At 72.8% G+C, this 22,187-nt stretch carries 16 protein-coding genes and 2 pseudogenes; 6 read left to right on the plus strand and 12 right to left on the minus strand.

Features of this window, described 5'->3' with window-relative positions; genetic code table 11:
• The first annotated feature begins 573 nt into the window (after positions 1-573).
• Both dnaK and grpE read left to right on the plus strand, forming a co-directional pair.
• Complete coding sequence (gene dnaK / locus ACGF4C_RS17835; protein WP_393567257.1) at positions 574-2,457, plus strand: molecular chaperone DnaK; 1,884 nt, start codon at positions 574-576, stop codon at positions 2,455-2,457.
• Positions 2,454-3,149 (plus strand): nucleotide exchange factor GrpE, encoded by a 696-nt coding sequence (gene grpE, locus ACGF4C_RS17840; protein ID WP_393567258.1) that lies wholly within the window; start codon positions 2,454-2,456, stop codon positions 3,147-3,149. Before dnaK ends, grpE begins: the two co-directional genes overlap by 4 nt.
• On the opposite strand, the gene ACGF4C_RS17845 is transcribed toward grpE, so the two are convergent.
• The 4 genes from ACGF4C_RS17845 to ACGF4C_RS17860 form a co-directional block, all read right to left on the minus strand.
• Positions 3,106-4,239, minus strand: coding sequence for a PP2C family protein-serine/threonine phosphatase (locus ACGF4C_RS17845; protein ID WP_393567260.1), 1,134 nt, complete (start codon positions 4,237-4,239; stop codon positions 3,106-3,108). The genes grpE and ACGF4C_RS17845 overlap by 44 nt on opposite strands.
• Before the next feature lie 122 nt (positions 4,240-4,361).
• A complete protein-coding gene (locus ACGF4C_RS17850) occupies positions 4,362-4,568 on the minus strand; it encodes a hypothetical protein (protein ID WP_107052853.1) in 207 nt (68 codons plus the stop codon).
• Positions 4,569-5,061: 493 nt separating this feature from the next.
• Entirely contained in the window at positions 5,062-5,328 is a 267-nt protein-coding gene (locus ACGF4C_RS17855; RefSeq protein WP_393567262.1) for an acylphosphatase, read from the minus strand.
• A gap of 84 nt (positions 5,329-5,412) precedes the next feature.
• A complete protein-coding gene (locus ACGF4C_RS17860) occupies positions 5,413-6,186 on the minus strand; it encodes a DUF72 domain-containing protein (RefSeq protein WP_393567264.1) in 774 nt (257 codons plus the stop codon).
• 148 nt (positions 6,187-6,334) lie between these two features.
• Between ACGF4C_RS17860 and ACGF4C_RS17865 the strand changes: the two genes are divergently transcribed.
• Together ACGF4C_RS17865 and ACGF4C_RS17870 are read left to right on the plus strand one after the other, a co-directional pair.
• Positions 6,335-7,168 carry an alpha/beta fold hydrolase gene (locus ACGF4C_RS17865; RefSeq protein ID WP_393567266.1) on the plus strand — a complete coding sequence of 278 codons (834 nt, stop codon included), beginning with the start codon at positions 6,335-6,337 and terminating at the stop codon, positions 7,166-7,168.
• Positions 7,165-8,460, plus strand: coding sequence for a cytochrome P450 (locus ACGF4C_RS17870; protein ID WP_393567267.1), 1,296 nt, complete (start codon positions 7,165-7,167; stop codon positions 8,458-8,460). Before ACGF4C_RS17865 ends, ACGF4C_RS17870 begins: the two co-directional genes overlap by 4 nt.
• On the opposite strand, the gene ACGF4C_RS17875 is transcribed toward ACGF4C_RS17870, so the two are convergent.
• A complete protein-coding gene (locus ACGF4C_RS17875) occupies positions 8,405-9,277 on the minus strand; it encodes a helix-turn-helix transcriptional regulator (protein WP_393567269.1) in 873 nt (290 codons plus the stop codon). The genes ACGF4C_RS17870 and ACGF4C_RS17875 overlap by 56 nt on opposite strands.
• A gap of 163 nt (positions 9,278-9,440) precedes the next feature.
• Here ACGF4C_RS17875 and ACGF4C_RS17880 point away from each other — a divergent pair, with 163 nt between their 5' ends.
• Positions 9,441-10,922: an MFS transporter gene (locus ACGF4C_RS17880; protein WP_393567271.1), complete on the plus strand. Its 1,482-nt coding sequence runs from the start codon at positions 9,441-9,443 to the stop codon at positions 10,920-10,922.
• A gap of 16 nt (positions 10,923-10,938) precedes the next feature.
• Here ACGF4C_RS17880 and ACGF4C_RS17885 read toward each other — a convergent pair whose 3' ends face one another.
• The 7 genes and pseudogenes from ACGF4C_RS17885 to ACGF4C_RS17915 form a co-directional block, all read right to left on the minus strand.
• Positions 10,939-11,700, minus strand: a complete 762-nt coding sequence (locus ACGF4C_RS17885; RefSeq protein ID WP_393567514.1) for a GNAT family N-acetyltransferase — start codon at positions 11,698-11,700, stop codon at positions 10,939-10,941.
• 197 nt (positions 11,701-11,897) lie between these two features.
• Entirely contained in the window at positions 11,898-14,660 is a 2,763-nt protein-coding gene (locus ACGF4C_RS17890) for a SpoIIE family protein phosphatase (RefSeq protein WP_393567273.1), read from the minus strand.
• Between the two features lie 124 nt (positions 14,661-14,784).
• Positions 14,785-15,702, minus strand: a pseudogene (locus tag ACGF4C_RS17895) (LLM class F420-dependent oxidoreductase); the annotation flags it as partial.
• 306 nt (positions 15,703-16,008) lie between these two features.
• On the minus strand, positions 16,009-17,166 hold the full coding sequence (locus ACGF4C_RS17900) for an XdhC family protein (protein ID WP_393567275.1): 1,158 nt from the start codon (positions 17,164-17,166) through the stop codon (positions 16,009-16,011).
• Complete coding sequence (locus ACGF4C_RS17905; RefSeq protein ID WP_393567277.1) at positions 17,147-19,312, minus strand: xanthine dehydrogenase family protein molybdopterin-binding subunit; 2,166 nt, start codon at positions 19,310-19,312, stop codon at positions 17,147-17,149. Before ACGF4C_RS17905 ends, ACGF4C_RS17900 begins: the two co-directional genes overlap by 20 nt.
• Positions 19,309-20,301: an FAD binding domain-containing protein gene (locus ACGF4C_RS17910; protein ID WP_393567279.1), complete on the minus strand. Its 993-nt coding sequence runs from the start codon at positions 20,299-20,301 to the stop codon at positions 19,309-19,311. Before ACGF4C_RS17910 ends, ACGF4C_RS17905 begins: the two co-directional genes overlap by 4 nt.
• A 158-nt stretch (positions 20,302-20,459) precedes the next feature.
• Positions 20,460-20,999, minus strand: a pseudogene (locus tag ACGF4C_RS17915) ((2Fe-2S)-binding protein); the annotation flags it as partial.
• Positions 21,000-21,581: 582 nt separating this feature from the next.
• Here ACGF4C_RS17915 and ACGF4C_RS17920 point away from each other — a divergent pair.
• Positions 21,582-22,184 carry a TetR/AcrR family transcriptional regulator gene (locus ACGF4C_RS17920; RefSeq protein ID WP_393567281.1) on the plus strand — a complete coding sequence of 201 codons (603 nt, stop codon included), beginning with the start codon at positions 21,582-21,584 and terminating at the stop codon, positions 22,182-22,184.
• Positions 22,185-22,187 lie beyond the last annotated feature (3 nt).

A 22,187-nucleotide genomic window follows, 5' to 3' on the forward strand; every position in this document is an offset into this window, starting at 1 on the left:
GCCCCTCCGGCCCGTCCCCTCCCGTTGGGGGAAGGGTGCGGGTGGGTAGGGGTTGGCGTGGGGACGTCCGGACCCGTAGGGGTGGGTCGAACAGATCCCGTAAGGGTCGCGAAGGCCCCCTGCGGGGCCACAACCGGACACGCGGGCGGAGCTATTCCCGCTGACCGGCGACGTGAGGTGTACGCGGTGCGACGCGCGCCCCCGCTCACCCGCACACTCCCCCCTCACGGGAGGGGACGGGTCGGAGGGGCCGGTTGTGTGGACGTAAAGCGTCAGCAGTCCACACAACCGGCCCCGGAGGCCCGTCACCGCACCCACCACAAACCCAGCCCGCCGCAGGCGCAACGGCGAGCGAGCCCCGCGGCGCAGCAGACAACTACGTACGCGGCGCCGCAAAGCGCAACGGCGAGCAACCCCCACGGCGGGAAAGCCAGGTACGTGGGAGGCGCCGCAAAGCGCAACCGCGCGCAACCCCGACGGCGGGAGAGACGGGTACGTACGCGGACCCCAAAGGCGCAATATGGGACAATTGCCGCGGCGAGCGCCCCGGGCCGCTAGGTGAGGAGAAGAACCATGGCACGTGCAGTGGGTATCGACCTCGGTACGACGAACTCGGTGGTCAGTGTGCTGGAGGGCGGCGAGCCCACGGTGATCACCAACGCCGAGGGGGCCCGCACGACCCCGTCGGTGGTGGGGTTCGCCAAGGGCGGTGAGGTGCTGGTCGGGGAGATCGCCAAGCGGCAGGCCGTGACCAACATCGACCGCACCGCGCGGTCGGTCAAGCGCCACATGGGCGAGTCGGACTGGCGCTTCCCCGCCAGCGGCGACATCGACGGCAAGCGGTACACCGCCCAGGAGATCTCCGCGCGGGTGCTGCAGAAGCTCAAGCGCGATGCCGAGGACTACCTGGGCGAGGACGTGACGGACGCCGTCGTCACCGTTCCGGCCTACTTCAACGACGCGCAGCGCACCGCCACGAAGGAGGCCGGGGAGATCGCCGGCCTGCGGGTGCTGCGGATCGTCAACGAGCCGACCGCCGCGGCGCTGGCGTACGGCCTGGACAAGGAGAACGACCAGACGATCCTGGTCTTCGACCTCGGCGGTGGCACCTTCGACGTCTCCCTGCTGGAGATCGGCGAGGGGGTGGTCGAGGTCAAGGCCACCAACGGCGACACCCATCTGGGCGGTGACGACTGGGACCAGCGGATCGTCGACCACCTGGCCAAGCAGTTCAAGAACGCGTACGGCATCGACCTGTCGAACGACAAGATGGCCACCCAGCGGCTGCGGGAGGCCGCGGAGAAGGCGAAGATCGAGCTGTCGGCGGCCACCGAGACGACGGTCAACCTGCCGTATCTGAGCGCCTCGGCGGAGGGTCCGCTGCACCTGGACGAGAAGCTCACCCGCTCGCAGTTCCAGCAGCTGACCGCGGACCTCCTGGAGCGCTGCAAGACGCCGTTCCACAACGCGGTGAAGGACGCCGGAATCAGCCTCTCGGACATCAACCATGTGATCCTGGTCGGCGGTTCGACCCGGATGCCCGCGGTGACGGAGCTGGTCAAGGAGCTCACCGGCAAGGACCCGCACAAGGGCGTGAACCCGGACGAGGTCGTGGCGGTGGGGGCCGCCCTGCAGGCCGGTGTCCTCAAGGGTGAGGTCAAGGACGTCCTGCTCCTCGATGTCACCCCGCTGTCCCTGGGCATCGAGACCAAGGGCGGCATCATGACCAAGCTCATCGAGCGGAACACGACGATCCCGACCAAGCGCTCGGAGATCTTCACCACCGCGGAGGACAACCAGGCGTCCGTGCAGATCCAGGTCTACCAGGGCGAGCGCGAGATCGCGGCGTACAACAAGAAGCTCGGGATGTTCCAGCTCACCGGCCTGCCGCCGGCCCCGCGTGGCGTCCCGCAGATCGAGGTCTCCTTCGACATCGACGCCAACGGCATCATGCACGTGACCGCGAAGGACCTGGGCACGGGCAAGGAGCAGAAGATGACCGTCACCGGCGGCTCCTCGCTCCCGAAGGACGACATCGACCAGATGGTCCGCGACGCCGAACGGCACGCCGAGGAGGACCGGCAGCGCCGTGAGGCCGCGGAGACCCGCAACCAGGGCGAGCAGCTCGTCTACCAGACCGAGAAGTTCCTCAAGGACAACGAGGACAAGGTCCCCGGTGAGATCAAGACCGAGGTCGAGACCGCCGTCGGTGAGCTGAAGGAGAAGCTCAAGACCGAGAACACCGCGGAGATCCGCACCGCCACCGAGAAGGTCGCGGCCGTCTCCCAGAAGCTCGGCCAGGCCATGTACGCCGACGCCCAGGCCGCACAGGCCGCCGCGGGTGGCGGCGGGAGCGCCGGGGGCGGCGCGGGTGAGCAGGGCAAGTCCGACGCCGCCGACGATGTCGTGGATGCCGAGATCGTCGACGACGACAAGCGGGAGGGAGGCGCGCCATGAGCCGCCCGACCCGGCTCCGCGGCACGGCCCGGCCGCCGCTGGCCATCGTCGGAAGCGGCACGGCGGACCGGCCGGAGCTCGGACGGCGCGGGCAGCAGGCCGGCTCGGGGAACGAGGCCGGTTCCCCGCCGCCCCGAACCGAGCGGACCGACCGGGACACCGGTCCCCCGCCGTCCCGCGTGTCCGAAGAGGCCGGAACGTCCGCCCAGGAGGCCGTACTCCGCGCCGAACTGCGGCAGCGCACCGCCGAACTGCAGGAGCGCACGGCCGATCTGCAGCGGCTGAAGGCCGAGTACGACAACTACCGCAAGCGGGTGCACCGGGACCGGCTGGCGGTCGGTGAGATCGCCGTGGTCAACGTGCTGGACCGGCTGCTGCCCGTGCTCGACGCCGTCGAGGAGGCGGCCGGGCAGGGCGAGGTCACGGGTGGTTTCGGGCGGGTCGCCCGGGCGCTGGTGGCCGAACTGACCGCGCTGGGCCTGATCTCCTTCGGCAGCGTGGGCGACGCCTTCGATCCGGAGATCCACGAGGCCGTCACCTTCACCGCCATGAGCCGTCCCGAAAGCCCTTCGGGTGCCGTGTGCACCGCGGTGCTCCGGCAGGGTTACCGCGTCGGTGAGCATCTGCTGCGTCCCGCGCAGGTGTCGGTCACGGGTGATCCGCCCGCGGCTCCGGCCCGTCCGTCCTGGTGAGGGCGATGAGGGCGACGTCGTCGCTGAGGGTTCCGCCGACGTACGCCAGCAGGTCGTCGCGGAGGTGCGCCACCAGTGCGCCCGGGTCCCGGTCGGTGCAGACGGCGATTTGGTCCGTCAGCCGGTAGAACGCGCCGGTCGCGTCCCGGGCCTCGATCACCCCGTCCGTGTACAGCAGGAGCAGATCGCCGGGGGCGAAGCCGAACGTCTCGACCTGGTAGTCGCCCTCCGTCGGGGCGCCGATTCCCAGGGGCAGGGCTGGGTCCCGGACCTCCAGGGGGCGGACCTTGCCCTCCCGCAGCAGGAGCGGCGGCGGGTGCCCGCAGTTCACCATCGTGAGGAACGGCTCGTCGTGGTGGACGTCCAGCACGAGCGCGGTCACGAAGGACTCGGTGGGCTCGGGATCGGCGGCGGTGCGGTGCGCGGTGTTCCAGTGCACGGAGTTGCCCAGGTGGGCCGCCATGCCCGGCAGGGAGAGGTTGCGGTAGGCGGAGCCCTGGAAGGCGCCGATCAGCACCGCCGCCTCCCCGATGGCGGACAGTCCCTTGCCGCGGACGTCGCCGACGACCAGCCGGGTGGCCCCCGGGGTGGGCGCCACCGCGTACAGGTCGCCGCCGATCAGCGCTTCGGCGTCGGCGGCGAGGTAGGTGGCGGCGATCCGCAGCGGGCCGATGCGTTCGGGCAGCGGCCGCACCAGGACCTGCTGCGCCGCGACGGCCACCGACTGCACCTGGCTGAGCCGCCGCTGGTGCCGGTCCTGGACGTACCGGAAGACGGTGACGAGCACGGAGATCACCAGCAGGGCGGCGACCTGTGCCTGGTGATTGGCGGTCATCAGACCGCCGTGCAGCGCGCCGACGAGGATCTGGGCCGCCACCGCGAGGGCGCCGACCGCGCCGGTGAGGCCGGGCCCGGCGAAGGAGGCGGTGATCGCGGGCGCGGCGACCAGGAGCGGGCCGAGGTGGATGCTCGTCGGGGAGTTGATGTCCGCCACGGTCACGGCCACGATGATCGCCAGCGGGAGGACCAGCAGGCCGGGGCTCCCCCGCCGGAAGCCGGCGAGCGGGGCAGGACCGTGCCGGAGGCGCATAACTCCTCTTTACACCCCCGCCGCCGACCATGCCGGGCAACGGGACGGACCCCGGGACCGTAGGTCCCGGGGTCCTGGCCGACGCGGTGCCGCGCCGGCCTCCGCAAGTCTGCCGTGACGTCTCAGACGTCGCTGGTCTGCACGGTGGCGAGACCGGCCAGCTGCCCGGTGGGCAGGGAGGGGACGAGCGACTGGGCGGTGCCGACGACGTCGCCGATGGCCACCGAGCCACCGTGGCCGGCCACCTCGGCACCGGCGCTGGCGAGACCACCGGAAATGTTGTCCAGCTCGCTGTCGGCAATCTCGCAGGTCTCGACGATGTCACGCATGACGTGCCCTTCCTTCATTACTCTCAATTTTCCTGGCGGACACCGCGCGGAATTCATGCACTCCACATGCAAGAAAAATTACGCACGGTCCGGCGGCAGCGAGTTCACCGCCCGATAATCCGGGCCGCGGTGATCAACCTCCCGCACCGGAAGGATGCAATCACGCCGACGAAGCGTCAGGCAACCTGCCACCCATTTTCCTTTCCGGATGTTCACGTTCGCCCTCACAACCCCGCTGAAGTGCAGCTTTGTCAGTCACCGGGTGACGAATCCAACGAACCACACACCGATGGAAGCAACGTCCCGGCCATTACGAAAAGACGCCGCACCGCTGGAAAAGGCATCGCACCCGGTCGCGACTGGACATATCTGCATTTACGTTTCGAGGGGGGATGCGGGGGCCGGGATGACCCGAGATGTCGGGATGTATGACCCGACGGAACGTGCAATTGGCCAGGACGGACGAAATCGGCACTTCAGGCGCTCGGGGCGATTACCGGACCTCGAAGCCCGGCAGCCCTTCGGGTTCCTCCTCCGTCACCGACACCGCGTCGACGACCGCCGCGGGCGGCCCCTGGTGCGCCCACTCCACCAGCTTCCGCACGCTCTCCGGATCGCCCTCGAACACGGCCTCCACGGTTCCGTCCCGAACGTTGCGCACCCAGCCGGCCACGCCCCGCGCCTCGGCCGTACGCCGGCAGGTGTCGCGGAAGAACACCCCCTGCACGGTCCCGGAGACCACCACCCGCCTGCGGATCATCCGTCCTCACCTCGCCTCATGGCTTCCCTCGCCTCATGGCTTCCCTCTCGTCACGTCTGCCCGCTCGTCGGAGCTGCTCCGTCGTCAGGTCCGTCCCTCGTGCCCGGACGGCGTACGGCTGACCGTGCGCCCGGTGGCCGCCACCGCCCGCGCGAAGACGCTCGCGTCGTGGACGGCCGCGCCGCCCGGGTCGTTGTTGAAGTACGCGTACACGTCGGCCCGGTCCGGCCAGGTGTCGGCGATCCGGCGCGCCCAGGTGGCGAGCGCCTTCCTCCCGTAACGCGGCCAGGGTGCCGCGCGGCCCTCGTGGAAGCGCACGTAGCCCCAGTCGGCGGTCCGCCACAGCGGTGCCACCGGACGGGAGCCCCGGTCGGCCCAGCACAGCGCCGCGCCCCGGCGCTCCAGCACCTCGCGGACCTCCTCGGTCCACCACGAGTCGTGCCGGGGCTCGACGGCCACCCGGGTACCGGCCGGGAAGCAGTCGAGGCAGGCGTCCAGCAGCCCGGCGTCCCGCCGCAGCGTGGGCGGCAGCTGGAGCAGTACGGGCCCGAGCCGCGGCCCCAGGGCGGCGGCCCGTGACATCAGCCGGTCCACCGGCTCCTCCGGGGTGCGCAGCCGCTTGATGTGGGTCAGATAGCGGCTCGCCTTGACTGCCATCACGAAGCCGTCCGGGGTCCGGTCCCGCCAGGCGGCGAAGGTCTTCTCCTCGGGCAGCCGGTAGAAGGCCGCATTGCTCTCGACGGTCGCGAACCCGCGCGCGTACTCCTCCAGCCACAGCCGCTGCGGCCGGTCCGGCGGGTAGAGGACACCGCGCCAGTCCTTGTACTGCCAGCCGGAGGTTCCGAGGAGGACGGTCATGTCCGGATGCCTGCCCGCTGGTGCGCACGCCCTATCAGGGCACCCTCCGGCACGATCAGGCCGCCCTCGGTGCCACGGCCGTCCCACGGCTCCCGCCCGTGCCGGGACGCCCTTGCGGAGGCGTGTGGTGACGGTCAGTGTGGGGCCCGTGACTTCCTTCGTCCTGCCCCACGCCCTGCACGGCAGGGGTCCGCACAAGGTGATCGCCGTCCACGGGTGGTTCGCCGACCGGTCCGCCTTCGCCCCGCTCCTCCCCGACCTCGACCGCGCCGCCTTCCAGTACGCACTGGTCGATCTCCGTGGCTACGGCGAGGCGCAGGACGCGGCCGGTGCCTACACCACGACGGAGGGCGCGGCCGATGTGCTGGCGCTCGCCGACCGGCTGGGCTGGGACCGGTTCTCGGTGATCGGCCATTCGATGGGCGGCAGCGTCGTCCAGCGGGTGCTGGCCGCGGCCCCGGCGCGGGTCCGGCGGCTGGTCGGCATCTCGCCGGTGCCCGCCTCCGGGTTTCCGCTGCCCCCGGACCAGTGGGCGCTGTTCGCCTCGGCGGCGCACGCCCCGGACAGCCGGCGGGCCATCATCGACCTCACGTCCGGCGGGCGGCGCCCCGACGCCTGGCTGGACCGGATGGTGCGGCGGTCACTGGAGCGCAGCAATCCGACGGCGTTCCGTACCTGGCTGGACTCCTGGGCCGGTGAGGGCTTCGCCGACGACGTCGAGGGTTCGCCGGTGCCGGCGCTGGCGGTGACCGGCTCGCTGGACCCCGCGCTCACCGCCGAACTGACCCGCCGGACGTGGCTGCGCTGGTACGCCAACAGCCAGCTGATCGAGCTGTCGGCGGCCGGGCACTACGCGATGGACGAGACGCCGCTGGAGCTGATCCGCGCCGTCGAGGACTTCCTGCGCGCGGACGGCGACGGGGACGGAGATGGGGGCGGGGGCGGCGGGATCCGGGCCGGCGGCGGGCCGGAGGCGGGATGACGTCTCCGGCGGCCGGCGCTCCACGGATACCCGACGTCTTCGACCCCCGCGGCTATGCCCAGGGGCTGCCGCACTCCGCCTACCGGCTGCTGCGCGACCGGCATCCGGTGGTCCGGCAGGAGGAGCACGAGGTCCTCGGCTGGCCCGCCGGGCCCGGGTTCTGGGCGGTCACCCGGCATGCCGACGTCGTCCGGGTCCTGAAGGACGCCCGCACCTTCTCGTCGTACCTGGGCGCCACCCAGATCCGCGATCCGGCCCCCGCCGACCTGCCGTTCATCCGGCGCATGATGCTGAATCAGGATCCCCCGATGCACGGTCGTTTGCGTCGGCTGGTCGGCCGGGCCTTCACCCGCGGCCGGATCGACCGTTTCGAGACGGCGGTACGCGACCGGGCCCGCGGCCTGCTGACCGCGGCGCTCGACACCGCGCGCGCCGGGAGCGGTGTGGTCGACCTGGTCACCACCGTCACCGACGATTACGCGCTGCTCAACCTCGCCGACGTGCTCGGGGTGCCGCCCGGTGAACGCGGGCTGCTGCTGGACTGGACCCGGCGGGTCATCGGCTACCAGGACCCGGACGAATCCGGTCCGCCGGCGTCCGGTCCGGACGGGCGTCCGGCCGACCCGCGCTCGCCGGCGATGCTGCAGGACATGTTCGCGTTCGCGCGGGAGCTGGCCGCCCACAAGCGGCGGCACCCCGGCGACGACGTGCTGACGGTCCTCGCCACCGACCGCCAACTGGCCACGCCCGAGCTGGAGATGTTCTTCTTCCTGCTGACCATCGCGGGGAACGACACGGTACGCAGCGCGGCACCGGGCGGCCTGCTGGCCCTGGCCCGGCACCCGGACGCCTACCGCGCCCTGCGCGCCGGTGCCGTGGCGACGTCCTCGTGCGTGGAGGAGCTGCTGCGCTGGCACCCGCCGGTGCTCAGTTTCCGCCGTACCGCGGCGTGCGACACGGAACTTGGCGGCCGTCCGATCCGGGCCGGTGACAAGGTGGTCGTCTTCCACGGCTCGGCCAACTACGACGAGCGGGTGTTCGCCGCCCCGCACCGCCTGGACCTCGCCCGTACGCCCAACCCCCATGTCTCCTTCGGCGACGGTCCGCACGTCTGCCTGGGCGCCCATCTCGCCCGGCTGCAGCTGAGGGTGCTCTACGAGGAGACCCGAGTGCTGCTGCCGGTCCTCGAACTCGCGGCCCCGCCGCGGCACTTGGTGTCGAACTTCATCCACGGCCTCAAGTCCCTGCCGCTGCGGCTCCGCCCTCCGGACGGGGATCATCTGCCGGGCTGAGCGCGGCCAGTTCGGGGAGTCTGGCGGCGGTCGTCGCGTCGGCGGGCAGGCAGGAGACCAGGGTGACGCCCGGTGCGTCCACGGCTGCGAGCTTGACGTAGTCGAAGGTCAGCCGGCCCAGTGACGGATGGTCGAACTCCCTGCGCGCCGGCCGGAAGTCCGCCACGTCATGGGTGGCCCACCATGCCTTGAACTCCTCGCTGCGGGCGCACAGTTCGCCGGTCAGCCGGCGGAACTCCGGGTCGTCGGGGTGCCGGTCGGCGCTGGCGCGGTACTGCTCCAGCAGGGCCCTGGCCTGGCCGTCCCAGTCGGCCAGGAGCGTACGGATCCTGGGCCGGGTGAACACCAGGCGCATCAGGTTGCGTTCGGAGGCGTCCCAGTGGGCCGGGTCGCCGATGAGACCGGCCTCGGCGCGGTTCCAGGCCAGCAAGTCCCAGTTGGGCGCGAGCAGGTACGCGGGGTGCGGGTCGAGCGCGTCCACCAGGCGCTGCAGTTCCGGCCCGCCGGGGTGGTCGCCGGCCGGCTCGGGCAGCGGCTGCCCGGCCAGGGCGAACAGGTGGCGGGTCTCGGCGGCGGACAGCCGCAGTGCCCGGGCCAGGCTGTGCAGCACCTGACGGCTCACGCTGATGTCCCTGGCCTGTTCGAGCCAGGTGTACCAGGTGACGCTGACGCCCGAGAGGACGGCGACCTCCTCGCGGCGCAGCCCGGGGGTACGGCGGCGAGGGCCGGCCGGGAGTCCGGCGTCGGCGGGCGGGACCCGTTCGCGTCGCGAGCGGAGGAACTCCGCCAGCACCCGGCGCCGTTCCCGGTCGGCCATCGATCCCTCTCCCCCGCGCACCGTGCCGTGCGCCCACGCTGCCCCGTACCGCGGCCCGGGGCTTCCGAAGCCCTGAGGTGGTCGTCGGTCCGACACCGGTACCGCTGCCACCAGGATAATTCGCCTCTGTATGGCTCCCGCGGCCCGGGCCAGGGTCGCAGGTATGACTCCTCTGCGACCGCCGGCCGAGCCGGCACCTGCCGCGCCCGCCGCCGCTGCCCCGCACACCGCGGCGGCCGGCCCGCCCGCTCCGTGGCGGGCCCTGTCCGTCGTCCTCACCGGCGTCTTCATGGCCGTGCTCGACACCTTCATCGTGCTGGTGGCGGCGCCCGCCGTCCAGGACGATCTGCGGGCCTCGGACGCCGATGTGCAGCTGATCCTGGCGGGCTATCAACTCACCTACGCCGTCGCGCTGATCACCGGTGCCCGGCTCGGCGACCGGTTCGGCCGCAAGCGCTGTTTCCTCATCGGGATGGGGGTCTTCACCCTGGCGTCGGTGGGCTGCGCGGCCGCGCCCGGGGCCGGCGCGCTGATCGCGGCCCGGCTCGTCCAGGGGCTCGGGGCCGCGGTGATGTTCCCGCAGGTCTTCTCGACGATCCAGGTGCTGCTGCCGCCCGAGCGGCGGGCCCGCGCCTTCGGTGTGCTGGGCGCGGTGATCGGCACGGCGGGGGTGGCCGGCCAGCTGCTGGGCGGGGTCCTGCTCTCCGCCGACCTGTTCGGCGCGTCCTGGCGGCCGATCTTCTGGGTCAACGTTCCCGTCGGGCTGGTGACGCTGGCCCTCGCGGCGGTCCTCCTGCCCGAGTCGCGGGCGCCCGAGGGCCGCCGGCTGGACCTGGCGGGCGTGACGGTGCTGACCGTGGCGCTGTTCCTCCTGGTCGTGCCTCTGGTGGAGGGCCGGGAGGCCGGCTGGCCCGCCTGGACGTGGGTCAGCCTGGCCGCGGGAGTGCTCGCCCTGCTCGGCTTCGGCGTCGTGGAACGCCGGGTCGAGGCGCGCGGCCGGTCCCCGCTGGTACGGCCGGGGCTGCTGCGTGAGCGGGCCTTCGCGATCGGGATGGTGCTGGTCCTCCTGGCGTACTTCGGGATCAACTCCTTCTTCCTGGTGCTGTCCGTGACCGTGCAGGACGGGCTGGGGCTGGACGCACTGGGCGCCGGGGTGTTCTACCTGCCGTTCGCCGCGGGCTTCTTCACCGGGAGCCTGGTGGCGGGGCGCCTGGCCCGGTACGGGAAGCGGCTGCTGCAGGCCGGGGCGCTGGTCCTCGGGCTCGGCCACGCGGTGTCGCTCGGTGTCGTCGGGCTCGCCGGCCAGACGCTGACGGCCCGGTCGCTGGCCCTGCCGCTGCTCGTCGTGGGCCTGGGGAACGGGGTCCTGGTCACACCGCTGCTCAACGCCGTGCTCGCCCGCATCCGGCCGGCGGAGATCGGCATGGCTTCGGGTGTGCTCTCCACCGGCCAGCAGATCGGCGGCTCGGTCGGGGTCGCGCTGGTCGGCGTCCTGTTCTACGGGACGCTGGGCCACGCCGCACGCCATGACGTCGGCGCCTACGGGCACGCCCTGATGGCGGCGCTGCTCTTCGACCTCGCGCTGGCCGTCGCCCTCTCGCTGTTCCTGCGGGTCCTGCCGGGCCCGGCGGCGGCCGGCCGGTGAGCGGCGTCGTGCGGGGTCAGTGCGTGGCGAGGCGGGCGGACACGCAGGGGTCCTCGTTGCGGTAGCCGAGGCGGGTGTAGAGCCGGTCGGCGGGCGCGTTGTCGGCGAGCTGCCACAGCGTGCAGAAGCCGTGCCGGCGCACCGCGTACCGGGTCAGCCATGCGGTCAGCGCCGCACCGAGGCCCTGGCCGCGCTGCGCGGCGTCGGTGGCGACGGAGGCCATGAGCGGGGCGCCGGTGTCCCGCAGGCTGCTCAGGGCGCCGCAGGCCACGAGGTTCCCGTCCGCGTCGCGGATGCCCGCCCACAGGCTGACGGCGGCGGAGCCGGGTCCGGTGGAGTGGGCCGGGCTGTGCACCGCGAGGAAGGCGAGCAGTTCGTCGTGGTGGGTCTCGTCGAGGACGACCACCCGCTCCTCCGCGCGCTGGACGGGCGGTTCGTGAAGCGTCCAGCGGAAGACCCACTCGACGACGTCGGTCACCGGCAGGTGGCGGCCGACCAGGGCCTCCGTGCCACGGGGGCCGGTGAACTCCCGCACCCGGTCGGGCAGGCCCAGCGCGGCGCGCAGCACCAATCCGGCCGCGGCCTGTGGTCCGCCCACGCTCCACACGTGCCCGCGGGTGTCGTCGAGCCAGGCCACGGCGCCGTCGCCGGACCAGCCGGGCCGGCCGGCCGGTCGTTGCCGTGCGGCGCCGAAACGCAGCAGGGCGGAACCGGTCCGGCGTTCCAGGCCCTGGTCGAACAGATCGGTGGCCCGGGGGACGAGGGTCGTTGCCAGCATCGCTCTCAGGGGGACGTACGGACACGGGAAGGCGGCGGCGCCGCTGCGCGCGCGGGGCGCGGTCGGAACCGTCCGGGAGGGTGGGGGGAGCCCGGCGGCGGCAGCGCACGGGGGCGGGCCCGGCCGACCGGACGGCCCACTGTTGCACACCGCCCCGGGCCGGACGCAAATCCACCTGCGCGCCGGGCCGCGGGCGGTCAGCGCAGGGGCAGTTCCGCCCAGATGATCTTGCCTTCGGCGGTGTAACGGGTGCCCCAGCGCCCTGCCATCCGGGCGACGAGGAAGAGCCCGCGGCCGCCCTCGTCCTCGCCCGCGGCGAACCGGAGATGCGGCGCGGTGCTGCTGGTGTCGGAGACCTCGCAGATCAGCGTGCGGTCGTACAGCAGGCGGACGCCGATCGGGCCGGAGGCGTAGACGATGGCGTTGGTGACCAGCTCGCTGAGGATGAGCTCGGTGGTGAAGACCTCCTCCTCCAGGCCCCACTCCAGCAGCTGCCGGGTGAGGTTCGCCCGGGCCTCGGCGACGGCCGCGGGTTCGGCGGGGACCTCCCACTCGGCGATGCGGTCGGGCGGCAGCAGGCGGGTGCGCGCCACGAGGAGGGCGATGTCGTCGCGCTGCCGGTCGGGGAGCAGGGCGCCGAGCACGGCCTCGCAGGTCTCCTGCGGCGTCCGGTCGCGGTGCGCCAGGGCCGTGGCGAGCTGGTGCATGCCGGTGTCGATGTCGTGGTTGCGGTCCTCCACCAGGCCGTCGGTGTAGAGGACCAGGTTGCTGCCCTCGGGCAGCAGCAGTTCCACCGATTCGAAGGGCAGGCCGCCGACGCCGAGCGGCGGGCTGGCCGGGAGGTCCGGGTAGGCGACGGTGCCGTCCGGGTGGACGAGGGCGGGCGGGAGGTGGCCGGCCCGGGCCAGCGCGCAGCGGCCGGAGGACGGGTCGTAGATCGCGTAGAGGCAGGTGGCGCCGGCGACCGTGGCCTCGTCGTTCGCCGCGATGGCCTCCTCGTCGATGCGGTTGACCAGCTCGTCCAGGAAGCCGAGGAGTTCGTCGGGCGGCAGGTCGAGGGTGGAGAAGTTCTGCACCGCGGTACGCAGCCGGCCCATGGTCGCCGCGGCGTGCAGCCCGTGCCCGACGACGTCCCCGACGACCAGCGCGACCCGTGCGCCGGGCAGCGGGATGACGTCGAACCAGTCGCCGCCCACCCCGGTCTGTGCGGGCAGGTAGCGGTGGGCGAGGTCGAGGGCGCTCTGTTCGGGCAGACCGCGCGGCAGCAGGCTCTCCTGCAGTGTGACGGCCATGGCGTGCTCGCGGGTGAAGCGGCGCGCGTTGTCGATGCACACGGCGGCCCGGGCCGCCATCTCCTCGGCCAGCGACAGCTCGCCCTCCTCGAAGGGCCGCTCCCGGGAGCGCCAGAAGTTGACGATCCCCATCCGGACGCCGCGGGCCTGGAGCGGAACGGTGATCAGGGATTCGCAGCCGTGGCTCATGACCAGTTCCAGCCGCCCGGGGTCGTCGGGGTACCAGTCGCCGGCGGCCCGCACATCGGGCACGAGCACGGACTGGCCGCTGACGAATCCGGTGGCCATCGGCGTGAGCGAGAGGTAGGTGTGCACCTCGCCCGGCCGGTAGAGGGGGTGGTCGTCGCGGATCCCGGCGACCGCCACCCGGCGCAGCTCGGGCGCCTCGCGGTACGAGCCCACCGGTGGCTCCCCGCCGCTCAGCACGGCGTCGGCCAGGTCGACGCTGGCGTAGTCGGCGAACCACCGCACGGCGACCTGGGTCAGCTCCTCGGCGGTGCGCCGTACGTCGAGGGTGGTGCCGATGGCCACGCTGGCCTCGTACAGCAGCCGCAGCCGGCTCTGGGTGACCTCCGCCTTCCCCGCGAGGGCCAGCAGGTCGGTGGAGTCCCGCAGCGTGGCGACGCTGCCGGGCGGGCCGCCCTGGCGGTCGGTGGACCGGATGTTCAGCGCGAGCAGCCGGTCGTTGACCGGCAGCACCTCGTCGGAGATCGCCCGCCCGGACGTCAGCAGCTCGGCGATCCGGGAATCGAGGCCGAGGCCGGTGAGGCATTGCCCCTCGGCGTCGGCGGGCAGGCCCAGCAGCTTCTGGGCCTCGTCGTTCGCCAGCAGGACCCGCCCGTCCGCGTCGAGGATCAGCACCCCCTCGCGCACGGCGTGCAGCACCGCGTCGTGGTGCTCGTACATCCGGGTCATCTCCGCCGGGCCGAGCCCCCGGGTCTGGCGCCGCAGCCGGCGGCTGACCAGTGCGGTGCCGGCCGTGGTGAGGGCGAGCGCGGCGCCGCCGGCACCGATGACGACGGGCAGCTGACGGTCGACGGCGCTGCTGACCCGGCTGACCCGCATGCCGGAGCTCACCAGGGCCACCACCTTGCCCTTGGCGTCCTTCACCGGGACCGTGGCCTGCACCTCGTGGCCGAGCGGCCCGTAGACGCTCTCGATGGTGGTGCGGCCGGCGAGGGACGGCTTGATGTTGCCGACGAACTTCTTGCCGATCCGGTTGGGGATCGGGTGGGTGAAGCGGATCCCCTTGCGGTCCATGACGACGATGAAGTCCACGCCGCCGCGCTTGCGGGCGTCCTCGGTCAGCGGCTGGAGCACCACGCTGGCGCCCGGATGGCCCTTCTGCACCACGGCGGGCAGGCCGGGGGCGTGCGCGAAGGACTCGGCGGAGGCGAGCGAACGGTCCCGCGCGCCCTGGAACCGGTCGCTGCGCGCCTGGACCAGCAGCGTGATCACCGCGGCCACGACGAGCAGCAGCACGATCAGCACCTGCAGGAGGAACATCTGGCCGGCGACGCTGTGGACGTCCACCAGGCCGCGCAGGCGCTGGGCCAGCGGCTTCGGCGGGCCGCCGTCCCGCGCCCGCCGGCCGTTGCCGCCCGGGCTCCGACCGGTGTGTCTGCGCGTCGGAGCGAACCACGGAAAGCGGCCGGAAAATCGGGCCATGTTCCATATGTACCTCGCGCACCGAGGTGGCCGGTACGCACCACGCTGAGGTATCGCATGACTGTACGGCGGTGACCGGGCCCGCGCGGCGGTGTTTCCGGGGCCCGGCCGCCGCGCTCAGCCGGGCCAGCCCGCCCAGGAACTCCCAGGTGCGTCGCCGGTCCGCGGCCCCGGCGAGCTCCGTTCCGGAGAAGACGACCTCCGTCGCCCCGGCGTCCCGGTAGCGCCGGACCTCCGCCGCGACCGTCCGCTCGTCGCCGATCACGGCCACGTCGGCCGCCCGCTTCCCGCCGGAGAGCCCGATGACCCGGGCGTAGGACGGGATCTGCTCGTAGAAGGCGAGCTGCTCGGTGAACGTCCGGCGCACCGCGTCGGCGTCGTCGGTGACCAGGCCGGGCACCAGCGCCACGATCCGGGGCGCGGGCCGGCCGGCGGCCTCGGCCGCGGCGGTGACGGCCGGGACGATGTGCTCGGCCAGCGCCCGGGGCCCGGCGAGGTACGGCAGGATCCCGTCGGCCAGCTCACCGCTCACCCGCAGGGCCTGGGGGCCCATCGCGGCGACGAGCAGCGGCACCCCTGCTTCGGCGCCCGGCACCCGCGCGGGGATCGGGGTGGCGGCGGTCAGCAGCTCGCCGTGGAAGTCGGCGGTGCCGGTCTCGGTCAGCTGGCGCAGCGCGGTGAGGAATTCCCGCAGCCGGGCGACCGGCCGTTCGAAGGGGAGGCCGAAGCCGGACTCGGTGAGGAGTTTGGTACCGAGGGCGAGTCCGAGGTGGTAGCGGCCGTGCGTGGCCGCCTGGGCGGTCAGCGCCTGGCTGGAGACGACCAGCGGGTGGCGTCCGAAGACGGGGATCGCGGAGGTGCCCACCTGGAGCTCCGGGACCTCGCGCCCGACGATCGCCGCGAGCTGGGGCGAGTCCGCCCCGAAGGTCTGGCCGAACCATGCGGACCGCAACCCCGCAGCCGCCGCCTCCGCGGCGAGCCGCACGGTGGCGTCGATCTGGTTGTCGGGGCCGGTCGCGTTGAGTGCTACTCCCAGAGTCATGTCAGCTGGAACGAAAGGGAGTTGGCCGATCATTCCGGCGCGGGCGTGACGGTTTTTTGTCGGCTGTGTGAACTCTTTTGGGGTGGGGTTGGGTGGGGCTGGGGGTGGGGTGAGGGTGGTGGGCTGGGGTGTGGGTGGTGGCCTGGTGCGTTGCGGCTGGTGTGGGGGTGCCTGGGCGGCAGGGGGGGTGGCCGGTGGGTGGGTGGGTGGCCGGTGGGGTGCGTCGCAGATGCGGCCACGTGACCGACGGGGTGGGTGGCCGGGACGGCTGCGTGGCCGGCGGAGGGGGCTGACGTGCGGGAGGACTCAGGCGGCGGCGGTCGAGCCGGCCGGGCCCTGGGGCGGGTCGGCGGGGTCGCGGTGGATGGGGGTTCCGGAGCCGGTCAGTGGGCGGCCCGTACCGCCGCGCCGGGACGCGACGATCTCGGCGGCGATGGACAGGGCGGTCTCCTCGGGCGTACGGGCGCCGAGGTCGAGGCCGATCGGTGAGTGCAGCCGGGCCAGCTCGCGGTCGGTGAGGCCGGCCTCGCGGAGTCTTCGGTCGCGGTCGTCGTGGGTGCGGCGCGACCCCATCGCGCCGACGAACGCGACCGGCAGGCGCAGCGCCACCTCCAGCAGGGGTATGTCGAACTTGGCGTCGTGGGTGAGCACGCACAGGGCCGTACGGCCGTCGGTCGCGGTGCGCCGGAGGTAGCGGTGCGGCCAGTCGACCACGATCTCGTCGGCCTCGGGGAAGCGGGCCCGGGTGGCGAAGACGGGGCGGGCGTCGCAGACGGTGACGTGGTAGCCGAGGAACTTGCCGGTGCGCACCAGGGCCGCGGCGAAGTCGACCGCGCCGAAGACGATCATGCGGGGCGGGGGTACGTTCGCCTCGACGAACAGCGTCAGCTCCGCCTCGCAGCGGGTGCCGCCCGCCGAGAGGTCGAAGCTGCCGGTGCGGCCCGCGTCGAGCATGGCGCGGGACTCGCCCCGTGCCGTCCGGTCCAGCTCCGGTCCGCCGCCGAGACCGCCCTCGTGGGAGCCGTCCGGGCGGACGAGCAGCGCCCGGCCGAGGAGGTCGGCCGGGCCCCGGATCACCCGGGCCAGGGCCGCCGACTCGCCGCGGGCGGCGGCCGCCAGCGCGGCGGCCAGCACCGGCCGGTCCCGGGCGTCGGCGGTCACCGGGGTGACCAGGACGTCGATCGTTCCGCCGCAGGTCAGGCCGACCGCGAAGGCGTCCTCGGCGCTGTATCCGAAGCGTTCGCGGACGGTCGTGCCGTCCTGCAGAGCCTGGGCGCACAGGTCGTAGACGGCCGCCTCCACGCACCCGCCGGAAACCGACCCGATGGCCGTGCCCCGGCTGTCGACTGCGAGGGCGGCGCCGGGGCTGCGCGGGGCGCTGCCGCCGACGCCCACGACCGTGGCGACGGCGAACTCCCGGCCCTCCTCGGTCCACCGGTTCAGTTCATCGGCGATGTCCAGCATCCCGCTCTCCCACGCTTCCTCGTCCGGTCCCCGCCTGCAGGACCCGGTCCGGCCGGATCGGCAGATGCCGGTGCCGTACACCGGTCGCGTGCCAGACCGCGTTGGCGACGGCCGCCGCGGCACCGACGATGCCGATCTCACCGATGCCCTTGATGCCCACCGGATCGTCCGGGTCCGGATCGTCCACCCAGTCCGCCTCGACGAGCGGTACGTCGGCGTGTGTGGCGACGTGGTAGCCGGCGAGGTCGGCGCCGACGTGACCGCCCGAGGCGCGGTCCCGGACCGCCTCCTCGTGCAGGGCCATGGAGATGCCCCAGATCATGCCACCGACGAACTGGTTGCGCGCGGTGAGGGGATTGACGATCCGGCCCGCCGCGAAGACGCCGAGCATGCGCCGTACCCGCACCTCGCCGGTCGTGACGTCCACCGCGACCTCGGCGAACTGTGCGCCGAAGGAGTGCCGTTCCTTCTGCGCGAGGGCGCCGATCGCCGCGGTGGTGTCCGACCGTACGGTGATGCCCTCCGGCGGGAGGTCTGCGCCCAGGGCGAGCCGCTCGCGCAGCTCCTTGGCCGCGGCCAGCACCGCCCAGGACCAGGAGCGGGTGCCCATCGAGCCGCCTGCGATCATCGCCGGGCCGAAGTCGCTGTCCCCGATGCGCACCCGGACCCGGTCCGGCGGGACCTCCAGCGCGTCGGCGGCGACCAGGGTGAGCGCGGTGCGCGCTCCGGTGCCGATGTCGGCCGCGGCGATCCGCACGGTGAAGGTGCCGTCGGCCTCGGCCGTCAGGACCGCCGTGGAGGGTGCGGCTCCGGCGCCGAAGGAGGCCGCGGCCGTGCCGGTGCCGAGCAGCCAGCGCCCGTCACGGCGGAGCCCGGGCCGCGGGTCCCGGTCGGCCCAGCCGAACCGGCGGGAGCCCGCTTCGAAACAGGCGCGCAGGTTGCGGCTGCTGAACGGCAGGCCGGAGACCGGGCCCTTCTCGGGTTCGTTGCGCAGACGCAGCTCGATCGGGTCGATCCCGCACTTCTCGGCGAGCTCGTCGAGCGCCGCCTCCAGCGCGAACGACCCCGGCGCCTCGCCCGGCGCGCGCATGAACGTCGGCGTCGGCACGTCGAGCCGTACGACCTTGTTGGTGGTGTGGTGGGCGTCCGCGTCGTACATCACCCGGGCCACGGCGGCGCTCGGTTCGATGAATTCGTGCACGGTCGAGGTCAGGCTCAGGGCGCGGTGCTCCAGCGCGCGCAGCCGCCCGTCGGCGTCGGCGCCGAGCCTGACCCGCTGGCTGGTGGGGCTGCGGTACCCGGCCAGCGAGAACATCTGACGGCGGGTCAGAACGACGCGTACGGGGCGCTGGAGGGCGGTCGCGGCCATCACGGCGGCCACCTGGTGTGCGCGCACGCCCTTGCTGCCGAAACCGCCGCCGACGTGCTCGGACCGCACCCGCACGGCGGACGGGTCGAGCGAGAACAGCTTGGCGAGCTCGCCCACGACCCAGGTGGCGCCCTGGTTGGAGTCGACGACCTCCAGCCGGCCGCCGTCCCAGCGGGCCGTCGCCGCATGGGGCTCCATCGGGTTGTGGTGCTCTTCGGGCGTGGTGTATTCGGCGTCCAGGACGACGGCGGACGCGGTGAGTTCGGCCTCCAGGTCGCCCTTCTCCGCCACCGCCGGCAGATGACCGTCCAGCGGGTAGGCGTCCGGGTGGCCGCCGGCGAAATCGATGTCGTGCGGTTCCTGGTCGTAGTGCACCACCAGCGCTTCGGCGGCCTCCCTGGCCTGCTCGGACGTCTCGGCGACGACCAGCGCCACCGGCCAGCCCAGGCTCGGCACCCGGTCGTGCTGGAACACCGCGCAGGTCGGGTCCGGCGGAATGCCCAGCATGCCGATGTAGTCGGTGTCCACGCGCGGGGCGTTGCCGTGGTGCAGCACGGTGAGCACACCGGGCATCGCCAGGACGGGACCGGCCTCCAACGAGCGGATCCGGCCGCGGGCGATGGTGGACACCACCAGCCAGCCGTGGGCGAGCTCGGCGAACGGGATCTCGCCGGCGTAGCGCGCCGCGCCGGTGACCTTGGCCAGGCCCTCCACCCGGGTGTGCGCGGTGCCGACGGCTTTCCGTACCGCGGTGGTTTCCGTCGTCGTCGTGGTCATCGCGCGGCCTCCTCGGCGAGCTCGGTCAGCAGGGCGACGACGAGATTGCGCATCAGCGTCACCTTGTATCCGTTGTGGGGCAGCGCCTCGGCGGCGGCCAGTTCGGCGTCCGCGGCGGCGGCGAACGCGTCGGCGTCGGCCGGCCCCCCGGTCAGCACCCGCTCGGCCGCCAGGGCCCGCCACGGCCGTGACGCCACCGCCCCGAGGGCGAGGCGCACCTCGCGCACGACCCCGTCGCGGACGTCGAGCGCGGCGGCGACCGAGCCGATGGCGAAGGCGTACGACGCGCGCTCCCGCACCTTGCGGTAGCGCGAAGCGGCGGCGACCGGCAGTGGCGGCAGGGTGACGCCGGTGATCAGCGCCCCGGCCGGCAGTGCGGTCTCCCGATGCGGGGTGTCCCCCACGGGCAGATAGAACTCCGCGAACGGCAACTCCCCCGGCCCGTCCGCCGTTTCATAGTGGACGACGGCGTCGAAGGCGGCCAGCGCCACCGCCATGTCCGAGGGGTGGACGGCGACGCAGTGCGAGGACGCGCCGAGGATCGCGTGATGGTGGTGCTCGCCCTCGATGGCGGAGCAACCACTGCCGGGCACCCGCTTGTTGCAGGGACGGGCGAGGTCCGTGAAGTACCCGCAGCGCGTCCGTTGCAGGAGGTTCCCGCCGACGGTGGCCATGTTGCGCAACTGGCCGGAGGCACCGGCGAGCACCGCCTGCGCCAGCGCCGGGTAGCGCCGCCGCACGTCGGGATGGGCCGCGAGATCGCTGTTGGTCACCGTGGCACCGATCCTCAGCCCACCGCCCTCCGTGAACTCGATCCCGTCCAGGGGGAGTTCACGTACGTCGATGAGCAGCCCGGGCCGCTCCACCCCGGCCTTCATCAGGTCGACGAGGTTGGTGCCACCGCCAAGACAGCGCGCCTCCGGATCGGCCCCGAGCAGCGCGACCGCCCCGGGAACGTCGAACACCCGCTGATAACCGAATTCCCTCATGCCGTCACCTCCGCACCCGCCGAGCCCGCCGCCCCTGCTTCGAACCCATGCGCCTCGCCCTCCCGCGTCTGGCCCTTCCGCGTCTCGCTCTCTTGCGTCTCCATCTCCCGGGCCTCCATCCCCCGGGTCTCCGCCCCCTTGGTCTCCATCCCTTGCGTCGATCCGGCACCGTGCGCGGCTGCCGCTCGCGCGACGGCCTGAACGATCGACACATACGCCCCGCAGCGGCACAGGTTGCCGCTCATCCGCTCCCGGATCTCCTCGGGCGTCAAGGGTGGAATTCCCGCCTCCGGCCGCACATCGGCACTCGCCGCGCTCGGCCAGCCGGCCGCGTGCTCCTCGATCACCGCAAGGGCGGAACATATCTGCCCCGGTGTGCAGTAACCGCACTGATAGCCGTCGAGGTCGAGAAAGGCCTGCTGCACCGGGTGGAGCGTCTCACCGTCCGCCACGCCCTCGATGGTGGTGATCTCCCGCCCCTCGGCGGCCACCGCGAGCTGCAGGCAGGAGACGGCTCTGCGCCCATCGATCAGCACCGTACAAGCACCACATTGACCCTGGTCACAGCCTTTTTTGGTGCCCGTCAGATCGAGCCGCTCGCGCAACGCGTCGAGAAGCGTGGTGCGGTGGTCGACGGGCAGCGCATGCTTCTCGCCGTTGATGTTCAGGGTGATGGCACTGGACGTCGATAGGGCCATGATCAGCTTCTTTCGCGTGTGGCTTCACGTATCCGATGCGCGAAACGGGAGGGAGACAGGGAAGGAAGGAGGGCAGGGACGGGGAGGCCGGGGAGGGGGAGGTCAGGGAAGAGGTCAGGGAAGGACGGACGGTCAAGAAGGCGAGCAGGGTTAGGAGTTCAGAGCAAGGGCGGATTGCAGTTCCCGGCGTCCGGCGTCCGAGCGAACTCCGAGAGCACCTTCAGAAGGACACCCTCAGTCAGGCACCTTCGGGAAGGGCAGTGCATCCAGCACGTCGGCGGATCAGCACGTCGGTGGGTCAGCACCTCAGTGCGTCAGTGCGTCAGTACGTCAGGAAAGACATCGAGTGCAGTGCAGGTCAGTGCAGTGCGAGCAATGCGTGCGATGAGCACGGCAACATAGCGAACGTGGCAGACGTGACAAACGTGGTGAACGTAGCAAGTACGGAAGAGCAACCACCCCACCACCCGCTTCTGACGCTATGGTGGAGCTAACCGGACAGCTATCCGATTACCGCAAACCTACCGGACACCTGTCCGGTTAGCAAGGCCGAGCCGGCAGTGATTCCCGGAAGGAGGACGAGTGCGGGAGAAGAAGGACGCTCCACTGCGCTCGGACGCGCAACGGAATCGCGAGCGCATCCTGGAAGTCGCCCTGGAGGAGCTGACGCGCGCGGCCGACGCCCCGCTGAGCGCGATCGCGAAGAAGGCCGGCGTCGGGCAGGCGACGTTCTACCGCAACTTCCCCAACCGCGAGTCACTCGTCCTCGAGGTCTACCGCTACGAGGTCCAGCAGGTCGCCGACACCGCGGCCCAGCTGCTCGACACCCGCTCCCCCGACCAGGCGCTGCGGGAATGGATGGACCGCCTGGCCCAGTACGCCATGGCCAAGGCCGGTCTGGCCGACGCGCTCCGCAAGGCGACCGCGCACGGCAGCCTGGCCGCCTCCGGACACGGCCCGGTGACGTCGGCCGTCGCCCTGCTGTTGAAGGCCAACGAGGAGGCCGGCACCATCCGCCCCGGCATGACCCCCGACGATTTCTCCCTCGCCATCGCCGGCCTCTGGCAGATCGACCCCCACAGCGACTGGCAGTCCCGCGCCGGCCGCCTCCTCGACCTGGTCATGGACGGCCTCCGCACCGGGGCCCCGGCCCCGGCCTCACACCGCGACGCTCCGGAAGGCTGAGCA

This window comes from Streptomyces sp. NPDC048197 (assembly GCF_043202395.1).
GTDB classification, from domain to species: Bacteria; Actinomycetota; Actinomycetes; order Streptomycetales; family Streptomycetaceae; genus Streptomyces; species Streptomyces siderophoricus.